The following is a 9,999-nucleotide window of genomic DNA, read 5'->3' as shown; positions in this document are numbered from 1 at the left end:
CGCCGTGTCGCTCTCTGTAGAACGATTCCATTGGCACCCGTACGGATAGCATTCCCGTCGGCGCTGCCGCCATCTCAAGTTCTGACGCTCCCCATCCACATCGGGCGATGCCGGCTCTTGCCAGGGCACGGGGAAACCATTCTCGTAGCCACCAAGTTGCTTTCCCGAGCCGCTTCACGACGTTGGCCCATGTGGTGTATCTAGCGAACCGCGCGGCAACCTGCCGCCCGCAGGGCGCGAAGCGAAGCCGTTGACTTCGCGGCTGACTCTTCGCCGCTGTCCAAGAAGATAGGGCGGGATTCCCGTGGCATCGGATATCCCTGAATTGTCATCAGACGGGCGGTCAAGTCGGCGAACAGCCCCAGGTCTTTGGTCCAATGCCGAAAACCTTGATGCACACGAGGTCCTTCTACAGATCCAGCCTTCGCGATCATCGGGGCACTTCGCGGTCTCAGGCTGTGAGGACGTGCCGCACGGCGGGGGCGACGATCTCCCCGAATCGTCGGATGGAATCGTGGACCATCTGCTGTGGCATACCCCCGAGGTCGACCTGGCCGAGGAAGCGGTCGACGCCCAGCTCGGCACGTAGGTCCAGGATTTTCTCCGCGACCTGTAAGGGTTCGCCGACCATGAGCGCACCGCGTCGTGCCGCCAGCTCGACGGTGCTCGGATAATCCAGGTGCCAGCCTCGACCACCGTTCGTCACGGGCGAAAGATACCGCTGATAGTAGGGATAGAACTCGTCGACCGCGTGTCCGGGTGTCTCTCCCACATAGAAATGGCTTGTGATCCCGACGCGCAGCTGTTCCTCGGAGTGCCCTGCGGCGCTTCCGGCAGCGCGGTAGAGGTCGATGAGGCGCTTGGCGTGGTCGAGGGTCCCACCGATGAACCCTAGAGCCATCGGAAGTCCGAGCTGCCCGGCACGTTGGGCGCTCGCGGGCGTTCCGCCGACGGCGACCCAGACCGGGAGTGCACCGTGAGCTCGGGGGTTTACTCTCGCGTCGTACAGGGAGGGCCGGTGCTGGCCGTGCCATGTTACCTTGTCTTCATCGCGCAGCCTCAGTAATAGGCCCAGCTTTTCGGTGTACAGCTCGTCGAGCTGGTGGATGTTCTCGCCGAACAACGCGAAGGGCTCGGCGAACGCGCTGCGCCCGGCGTAGATCTCCGCCCTGCCATGGCTGATGAGGTCAAGCGTGGCGAAGTCTTGATAGACGCGAACGGGGTCGAGCACGCTAAGAACCGTTGCTGTGGTGGTGAGTCTGATCCTGCTGGTCGCCTGCGCGATCGCGGCGAGGTTGATCGCTGGTGACGACACGGCGAACTGGCGGCTGTGGTGCTCGCCGATGCCGAAGACGTCGAGCCCGTGCCGTTCGGCGGCGATGCCGTAGCTGATGATGTCATCGATACGGCTCGCGGCGGTTGCGCCGTCGCCGGGATAGATATCGGCAAGGGTGAAGACCCCGAGCTCCATGATGGTTGTCCTTAATGGTGTGGGCCGGTGCGGAGACGGAAGTGTCCCCGCACCGGCTGTAAGGGTTAGTCGATCGAGATGACGAGCTTGCCAAGCGTGCCAGCTGCAAAGTGTCCGAGGGCGTCCGGAGCTTCGTCCAGGTTGTATATCCGCTGAACAGTCACGGTCGTGTGCCCCTCAGCGTGGTTGCGAGCCACCCGCTGCAGGGTCGCAGTCGTTGGATTCGCGTAGATCGGCACTACGCGGATGCCCGCGACTGGCAGCTGATGCGGGTCCATTACCAGTGTGGAGACAAGCACCCCGCCGGGCTTCACTGCAGAGGACAGGGCAACTGGGTCCCCGGCGAAGTGCAGGACCGCGTCGACGCCCTCCGGATGCAGCTCGCGTACCTGAGTAGACACGTCGCCGGTGTAGTCCACGGTGCTCGCGGCGCCGAGATCGCGGACCTTGGCGACTTCCTCCCTGGCGTGCGCGGTGGCGACGGCGTGAGCGCCCGCGTTGACGGCGAGCTGAAGCGCCTGCTGACCAACCCCGCCGGTGGCGCCTGCGATCAGCACAGTCGAGCCCTCGCTGATGCCGGCCGCGTCAAAGGAGTCGGCCGCCGCGGTGCCGGCCAGCCCCAATGCAGCCGCCTCGGTGAAGTCGACGCCCTCAGGGATGCGGGCGATGCCCATCGACGTCGGCACGGTCACATACTCGCCGAACGATCCGTCACCGAGGACATCCTTGATGACGACCCCAAAGACACGTTCACCGATCGAAAAGCCCGCTACGCCGTCGCCGAGGGCGTCTATAGTGCCGGCGAAGTCCTTGCCGACGACGACCGGGAACCGATGCTCCATCATTCCCTTTAGTCGGCTGTTCGCCACCGATATATCGAATCCGTTGATCGAGGCCGCCCGCACCTGGACTCGGACCTCGCCTGGCCTAGGCTCGGGCATATCCACTTCAGTCACTTCAGGACCTCGGTCGAACCCGGTCAGTACGACAGCTTTCATGTTCCTGCCTTTCAGTCGGCCATGTGGTTATAAGAGTGGAGCAGTTGCTCCGATTGAAGCCAACGACAGAACCGGAGCAAATATTCCAGATTGATACAATGGCACTATGGATGAGATGAGCCCTGCGGATGCCAAGCCGCTACGTGCGGATGCCGAGCGCAACCGGCAGGCGATCATCTGTGCTGCCGGGCGCGTCTTGGCGGAGGAGGGCACCGCGGTCACGCTGGAGCACATCGCCGATACGGCTGGTGTCGGTGTTGGCACCATTTACCGCCGATTCGCCTCGATTGACGAGCTGGTCGCTGTGGTGCTTGAAGCGAAGATGACTCGCTATGCTGATCGCACCGAGCATGCCGCCAACCAGGCCCTCACTGAGCCGTGGGGAGCTTTCGCCGACTATGTGATGTACATGTTGGAGCAACAGGCCACTGATCTGGCCTTCAGCGAAGTCGTCTTGAACCCGAACACCGCGACGGCGCTGTTTCGCAGCGAAATCCGCCGCGCGCTGCACGCCTCTGTCCTGCTCGTCGACCGCGTCAAGGAGGCCGGGGCGGTTCGGGGTGACTTCGATCACAGCGACCTGTACCTTCTGCTCAACGCCAATGCAGGACTCATCCGGGGCGTCGACGGTGCGAAGTCGGGTGAATGGCGACGGTTTGGGTGCTACATGCTCCAAGCATTCCGAGAAATGGGCACGGAACCGCTTCCACCTCTCCCGTCGACGAGCCAGACCACCGGGCGTGCGAGCCGACTGCGTCGTGTCTGAGACGAGTGTCTATGACCTGTTAGGTAACTCTGCCAGCGGCAGTCTGGTGGCCCTGCGGCCCGTAAGGCCGAGACAACTGCCGACGACGTCGGCACGGGACAAGGCGGTGTCAACCGAGCTGCTGCCTGCCGCATCTCATTGATCATCACGTGGATGCGCCGCCCCACCCAGTTCTAGGGGTCCTCCGGCTTGCCAGATGCACGCGTGATGCCTGCCCGATAGATCAGTCGGTGACCGTCAGGGGAGCCGATGGTGCCGACGGTGACATGAGCGGTTGTCGCGCTCGTGGAATGGAAGTCAGAACGAGTATGGCCCGAAGCGCCCCCAGGCAATGAAGGCAGCGACAAGAAACAGGGCTGCGTTGAAGGTGATGGACCCCGGCTCGCGACGACGGAAGTGGGTCAATGCCGCCAGCCCCATGACCGCAGCCAGGCCCGTCGCGGCGAGTGGGGTCAGCAGTGGGGTGATTCCGAGCGCAGCGGGCAATATCAGTCCCACAGCTCCCAGGAGCTCTACGACACCGATGAACCGCACTGTCATCGGCGAGGAGTCCTCGACCCACGGCAGCATGTGTGCCAACTTCTCCTTGGGCTGGGCTGCCTTCATAATGCCGGCCGCCGCGAACATCAGCGCCAAGACGATCTGCAAGACCCACAAGATCACGTTCACTTCTGATTGCCTCCTGACTAGCGGAGCGATCGCTCCGATTACGCAGAGCATATCATCAGAAGTGGAGCAAATATTCCAGTTACTCGCTGGAAACCGCCCATCTGTTTCCGCGCGATATGACGGATATGCCGCAGCCGGCCGGTTCGGTGCCGACGCCCGATCGGCTCTCGTTGTCATCCCAAGGTTCGAAACATTGCTTTGGGTGCGGTCTGGTGCGAGGTATCTGCTCTCGTGACTCATCTCATGGTCTTGCGCCCGCGATAGGCGCGGACGTGTGCTCGGTTGGCGCAGTTGCCGGTGTCGCAGTAGAGCTTCGAGCGGTTCTTGGAGAGGTCGATGAGGACGGCTTCGCAGTCATCCCCGGCGCAGATTCGGAGTCGATTCAGTTCCTTCGAGCGGATGACGTCGACGAACGCCATCGCTGCCTCCGTGCCGATGCGTTCCGCGAGCGGGGCCTCCGGCGTGGTTGCGTGCAGGTGCCAGTCCCAATGGTCATGCTTGACGAGGTGGGGGAGTGTGCGCGATTCGCGCAGGATCTCGTTGATGAGCGCAACCGCCTCGTCTTCTGTGGCGTCCCACAGGGTCCTGAGGCGCGACCGCAGCGCGCGCACCGAGGCGAGTTCGTCGTCGTGCACGCGGGAACCTGCGAATTCCTCCTCCTTGAGGAAGTGGTCCAGGTCGGCGGCGGTGTTCACATGGTCGACGCCGTCGGGGTCGAGCGTGTTGACGAGGTTGACGACGCTGCGCAACGCGACTTCGGTGTCGTGGGCGAACATTACCCGTCTCCCTTTCTGGTGCGTCCCAGATGGTGCATTAACCCGGATGTCGATCGGCGTGTCGTTCGACGTTGAGGTGCCTCTTGTCCAGCCGATCGACCCTGCGAAGAGCCGGCCACGAATCGGAGCCCCTCGGCGAGCGCCAGCGCAACGTTGACTTCACGCATCATTCGGCATACCGTACTGATGTACGGCATATCGTACCAGAGTTCATGAATACGAATGCGACCATGAAACGAATGCGACGAGAAGGGGGATCCGACGATGACCCGTAGAACCCAGCATCCGCACCACACCACACAGGAGCAGGCCGACAGGGCGCAGGAGCTCCTTGACGCACGGGAACGCCGAGAACGTCCAGGCCGCCCGCTCGCAGAAGCGGGACGATCAGCGCCTCGCTGAAGCGTCCAACGCATGAGCAGACCCCGGGCCGACCCGATACGAGATCGGGGCAGGATGGGCAGTGGCGACAGTTCGATCAAGGCTGCCCTCACCGGCATGGCCACAGAAGCTTCCATCGTCGGGCTCTCGCACGACGTCGACCAAGGCATCACGGTCGAGCGCGACCAGTGGGGCAGAGCCTCCGAAAGGACGGCTACCACCTGCTCCGCGGGACTCAGCATTTGGGATGGATACCAGCGATAATCTTCTAGCTCGTGCCGGACGTCCCGCGGCATCGGACTCTCGGCAGGCAGGCTGAGCACGAAATACCGTCACCTCGTCGTCGGCGGCGGCATGCTGTTGATGACCGCGGTCGGCCGCCGGCAATCCCGGGGACGCCTGATGCTTCCGGTCCTGCTGGGCCGTCTTCGCGCTTGCCGGCCCGGCGGCTTTAGGTCTCGACGTGTGGGAGGAACAGGCCCGCCTGAGCGGATTGAACTCGCCGGAGGGGTCTCATCCGGCAGGCCGGGGCAGGGCGCCCGGGGTCGGTGACCCCGGCGCCGCCCACACGACCGCGTCGACTGCCCTGCGGTTGGCTTTGAGCCTTATCTGCTCCATGCGCTCTCAGCAGTCAGACCCAATCCCTCAGATCCCAACGTCGACTTCCGGGCCCTTCTTGGCCGATCGTGCGGCACGGGCACGGGGCAACCGAGTCATCAGGGCCGACACGGCGATCCAACCACACTGTGGGCAATTGGGCCGATCACAAGCGGCACGATGACGGCTGGTGGTGTCGATTAACCGTTCGAAAAATGGTGGTCAGGCTGTGGAGGCGCTGGTGAGGGCGGTGAGCGCGTCGAGCTGGGCCGGCTCCAGATCGACGTCTGCGGCCGAGGCATTGGCGCGGAGCTCGTCGATCGTCTCGGCGCCGACGATGGCGGATGCGACAGCCGGGCGGAAGAGCAGCCAGGCCAGCGAGACCTGATACGGCGCCAGTCCCCAGGCGCGGCTGAGCCGGTCGACTTCCCGGGCGACGGCGATCTCGGCCTCGGAGAATCCGGGTCCGGCGAAGCGCTGGTCGCCGGCAACATCCCGGTCGAGAACCCGAAGGTCCGCGAGCAGACCGCCGTGCAGGGGCGCATAGGGGACGATCGACAAACCGAACTGGCGGCAGGCTGGCGCGAGCTCGCGTTCGGCTGCCCTGTCGATGAGGTTGTACTTCACCTGGGTCGCGACGGGTGCCTGCAGCCGGCGATCGTCGGCGGTCCATAAGGCGTGGGTGACCTGCCATGCGGGATGGTTGGACAAACCGGCATAGCGGATCTTGCCCTGCCGAATCAGATCGTCGTACACCGCGAGGGTCTGCTCTAGCGGAGTGTTGGGGTCTGGATTGTGTGCGTAGTAGAGGTCGATGTAGTCGGTCTCCAAACGGCGCAGGCTGGTCTCGACCTGGCGGATGACGTGTCGGCGCGAAAGGCCGCCGTCGTTGATGCCGGGTCCGATATGCCCGTGCGACTTGGTGGCGATCACCACATCGTCGCGACGCCCGCGGAGTGCGCGGCCAAGGATCCGCTCAGCGGGCTCACGGTCGGCAGCGGCCGGGGCGCCCGGCCGGTCGAAGACCGGCATGTTGCCGTACACATCGGCGGTGTCGACGAAGTTGATGCCGAGGTCCAGCGCTGCGTCCACGACGCGACCGGCGTCCTGCGCATTCGGCGCCACACCGAACGTGGCCGTGCCGAGACAGATCCGCGACACCTTGACGCCGGTCGAACCCAGGACGGAGTACTGCATGGGCAACTTCCTTCTGTTAGTGATGGCGGGTGGCGGACGGCCTCTGGCCTTGAAGACTAACCGACTGGTAAGTTTCCGTCAACGGTGCCGGAAAACCGTGCCGGAATGTTGTGAGAGAGGTGATGGCCGTGCCGAGTGCCACAGGGTCCGCAGCCCGGGGTCCCTATCGCGCCGGGATCCGTCGGCGGGAACAGATCATCGCCGTCGCCATGGCGGTTTTCGGAGAGCATGGCTTCGCGGGCGGCTCGCTCCGCACCATCGCCGAACGCGTCGGGGTGTCCCATGCCGCGCTGCTGCAGCACTTCGGAAGCAAGGAGGGCCTTCTGGCGGCCGTGCTGCAGGAATGGGACCGCCAAACCGTAGAGACCGGACTCGCCGACGTCTCGGGGCTCGGCTACTTCCGACGGCTGCCTGAGGTCATGGGCGCACATCTGCACAACCGCGGCCTGCTCGAGCTGTTCACCACCATCGCCGCCGAAGCCTCCAGCCCCGCCCACCCGGCCCACGGCTTCATCCGGCGCCGCTACACCGACAACCTCGCCACGCTCTCGGCACACCTGCAGCAGGCCGTCGACGCCGGCGACGTCGCGCCACTCAGTCCTGCGGAGATCAACATCGAAGCGCGCCTTCTCACCGCCGTCCTGGACGGGATCGGGCTGCAATGGCTTCTCGACCCCTCGACCGATGTCGTCGCCAGCGTCACCGTCTACATCACCCGCACGATCGCGGACTGGGGTGAAGTAACCCGCTGAGACTCCAAGGGGTGCTGATCAAGGCTGGCGGCTACTCCCGCCGGGAACGAACAAGCTGTGGCATGCGCCAGGCCAATTGTATGAACGGCGAGCCCGGTCGGCACAGCAACAGGGCGCCCGAGCTGCACTAGGACCTTACCTTCGCCCAAGGGGTTCCGAGCCCAAACGGTCTTGCCCCTCAACGACACGGCTAGCCCAATCCAACAGACCCCCAGTGCCCTGGGCTGGGGCACCGGCTGCGCCACGGGACCAATGGAAGCCAAACAGAGCGCCTCGTTTCCATTGGTGTGGGCTGGCCGCTCGAGCGTTCGGGGTGCCCTCAATCCCGCCGCGCCCGGGATTTACCTTCGGTTGCGCCTCCGGCACGCTCGGGCGATCACCCTTGGACGTTGACGCTGCACCCTCATTCCATATACCGTATAGCCATACGGGAATCTGAATGAAAGGATGTCGACGGTGGACCGAAAAGTGGACCGGGAGGCGTTTGAGCGAGGCCTTCGTGAGGCGATGCCCTACACCAACATCCCCACGCTGTTGCTGTTGCTTCACCAGTTCACAGGCGACGATCGCTGGCTCGCCGAGCCATTTCAGCCGGAACGGAGTCGCGGTCTCGACGACAATGACTCTGGGGGTCTCGCACCGGAGATCCAGCGTCAGGTGCACGAGGCCGCCGCCGAGGCGATCATGGGCTGGTACGAAGGGAATCCGATCGCGAAGCCGACTCTGACCGGTGACGAGCTCATCAAGATGATGACGGTCACCGAGGCGGAGCCGATTCCAGCCGACTACGCGTCAGTAATGGTCGACAAACTCGCCAGATACGCTGGTTCTGCCTCCGAGCCAATCGAAGTCAAGGATGGCTTCCGTGCATTGATCGTCGGTGCCGGGATGTCCGGTGTGGCGGCAGCGATCAAACTGGAGCAGGCCGGCGTTCCGCACGTGATTGTCGAAAAGCAGGACCGAGCTGGCGGGGTCTGGTCGTCGCACCGCTACCCGGGAGCCGGGGTTGACACTCCCGGGCACCTGTACTCTTATACGTTCGCGCCGGGCGACTGGTCGATGTACTTCCCCCTGCAGGAGGAGATCCAGGGGTACTTCCAGCGGGTTGCCGAAGAGTCTGGGGTCGCTGAGAGGGTCCGTTTCGGCACAGAGTGCCTCAGCTCCCGCTATGACGAGGAGACGCACACCTGGCATTCCACGCTCCGCAATCCGGACGGAACCGAAGAGACCCTGATCAGCAACATCCTCATCACCGCGGTGGGCACGTTCACGACTCCTAAGCGTCCCGCGATTCCCGGGCTGGATACGTTTGAGGGTCCCGTGGTCCACACCGCCCGCTGGGACTCCGACGTGGATCTCCAGGGCAAGCGCGTTGCTGTGATCGGCAATGGTGCGAGCGCGATGCAGCTGGTCCCAGCCATCGCGGACACCGTCGGCCACCTGACGGTCTTCCAGCGGTCCAAGCAGTGGGCCGCACCATTCGAGAAGTTTCATAAGAAGGTACCCGAGCCGCTCCGGTTCCTCCTCCGCGAGGTGCCGCATTATGAGTGGCTGTGGCGGCTTCGGCTCAGTTGGATCTTCGACAGCGCCGTCTACGAAGCCCTGCAGAAGGACCCCAACTGGGAGCACCCCGAGCGATCCATGAACGCCAAGAATGATCGGCATCGGCGCTTCTTCATCCGCTATATCAACGAGCAACTAGAGGATCGGCCGGACCTGATCCCGAAGGTGACCCCCGACTTTCCACCTTTCGGCAAGCGGATGCTCTTGGATAACGGATGGTACAAGGCGCTCACTCGACCCGATGTCACTCTCATCGATGAAGGGGTCGCGCGTATCGACGGCAACCGGATCTACAGCTCGGGCGGCCAGGAGGCTGAAGTCGACGTCTTGATCCTGGCCACAGGCTATGACGTCGTCCGATACCTGTCCCCGGTCGAACTGATCGGGCGCGACGGCGTCAGCATCCGAGAGGCGTGGGACGACATCGACTCGCGCGCTTACCTCGGGACAGTTGTCCCCGGTTTTCCCAATTTCTTCATGCTCTACGGACCCAATACGCAGCTCGGCCACGGCGGCAGCTTCATATTCATCGTGGAATGCCAGATCGACTACGTCCTCAGTGCGCTGCGAGCAATGTCGGAGAACTCGATCGACGTGGTCGAGTGCCGCGAGGATGTGTACGACAAGTACAACGAGACGATCCAGGCGATGCACCAGAACATGATCTGGAGTCATCCCGGGATGTCCACCTACTTCCGCAATGAACGCGGGCGGATCATCACCCAGAACCCGTGGACGCTCGCAGACTTCTGGGCCTTGACCCGGTCCGCCGACCTCCAGTCGGACTATTCCACGCTGGAGGAGAAGCAGAAGCTCGAGAGGGTCTGAG

8 protein-coding genes are annotated in these 9,999 nt (G+C 63.7%); 3 read left to right on the top strand and 5 right to left on the bottom strand.

All coding sequences use genetic code 11. The annotated features are described in order from the left end of the window. Positions 1–451: 451 nt before the first annotated feature. Positions 452–1,471: an LLM class flavin-dependent oxidoreductase gene (locus tag ACLN58_RS02595; protein ID WP_415853716.1), complete on the bottom strand. Its 1,020-nt coding sequence runs from the start codon at positions 1,469–1,471 to the stop codon at positions 452–454. 65 nt (positions 1,472–1,536) lie between these two features. Next, positions 1,537–2,412 carry an NADP-dependent oxidoreductase gene (locus ACLN58_RS02590; protein WP_415853717.1) on the bottom strand — a complete coding sequence of 292 codons (876 nt, stop codon included), beginning with the start codon at positions 2,410–2,412 and terminating at the stop codon, positions 1,537–1,539. Between the two features lie 163 nt (positions 2,413–2,575). Here ACLN58_RS02590 and ACLN58_RS02585 point away from each other — a divergent pair, with 163 nt between their 5' ends. Continuing rightward, on the top strand, positions 2,576–3,235 hold the full coding sequence (locus tag ACLN58_RS02585) for a TetR/AcrR family transcriptional regulator (protein ID WP_415853715.1): 660 nt from the start codon (positions 2,576–2,578) through the stop codon (positions 3,233–3,235). Positions 3,236–3,532: 297 nt separating this feature from the next. On the opposite strand, the gene ACLN58_RS02580 is transcribed toward ACLN58_RS02585, so the two are convergent. The 3 genes from ACLN58_RS02580 to ACLN58_RS02570 form a co-directional block, all read right to left on the bottom strand. Further along, a complete protein-coding gene (locus ACLN58_RS02580; protein WP_415853714.1) occupies positions 3,533–3,904 on the bottom strand; it encodes a DoxX family protein in 372 nt (123 codons plus the stop codon). Positions 3,905–4,140: 236 nt separating this feature from the next. Further along, the gene (locus ACLN58_RS02575) at positions 4,141–4,680 is read right to left on the bottom strand and encodes a CGNR zinc finger domain-containing protein (protein ID WP_415853713.1); all 540 of its coding nucleotides are present in this window, start codon (positions 4,678–4,680) and stop codon (positions 4,141–4,143) included. 1,200 nt (positions 4,681–5,880) lie between these two features. Further along, entirely contained in the window at positions 5,881–6,855 is a 975-nt protein-coding gene (locus tag ACLN58_RS02570) for an aldo/keto reductase (RefSeq protein WP_415853712.1), read from the bottom strand. Positions 6,856–6,983: 128 nt separating this feature from the next. Between ACLN58_RS02570 and ACLN58_RS02565 the strand changes: the two genes are divergently transcribed. Next, entirely contained in the window at positions 6,984–7,607 is a 624-nt protein-coding gene (locus ACLN58_RS02565) for a TetR/AcrR family transcriptional regulator (protein ID WP_415853711.1), read from the top strand. A gap of 447 nt (positions 7,608–8,054) precedes the next feature. Beyond that, positions 8,055–9,998, top strand: coding sequence for a flavin-containing monooxygenase (locus ACLN58_RS02560; protein WP_415853710.1), 1,944 nt, complete (start codon positions 8,055–8,057; stop codon positions 9,996–9,998). The last annotated feature ends 1 nt before the right edge of the window (position 9,999 follow it).

Origin of the sequence: Sinomonas sp. G460-2 (assembly GCF_047759905.1) — a bacterium.
Taxonomy (GTDB): domain Bacteria; phylum Actinomycetota; class Actinomycetes; order Actinomycetales; family Micrococcaceae; genus Sinomonas.
This window is presented reverse-complemented; position numbering and strand designations above follow the sequence as displayed.

Excerpts from the sequence above, each read along its gene's own strand:
- ACLN58_RS02595 (WP_415853716.1), bottom strand. The coding sequence starts at position 1,471 with ATGGAGCTCGGGGTCTTCACCCTTGCCGATATCTATCCCGGCGACGGC.
- ACLN58_RS02590 (WP_415853717.1), bottom strand. The coding sequence starts at position 2,412 with ATGCCCGAGCCTAGGCCAGGCGAGGTCCGAGTCCAGGTGCGGGCGGCC.
- ACLN58_RS02585 (WP_415853715.1), top strand. The coding sequence starts at position 2,576 with ATGGATGAGATGAGCCCTGCGGATGCCAAGCCGCTACGTGCGGATGCC.
- ACLN58_RS02575 (WP_415853713.1), bottom strand. The coding sequence starts at position 4,680 with ATGTTCGCCCACGACACCGAAGTCGCGTTGCGCAGCGTCGTCAACCTC.
- ACLN58_RS02570 (WP_415853712.1), bottom strand. The coding sequence starts at position 6,855 with ATGCAGTACTCCGTCCTGGGTTCGACCGGCGTCAAGGTGTCGCGGATC.
- ACLN58_RS02560 (WP_415853710.1), top strand. The coding sequence starts at position 8,055 with ATGTCGACGGTGGACCGAAAAGTGGACCGGGAGGCGTTTGAGCGAGGC.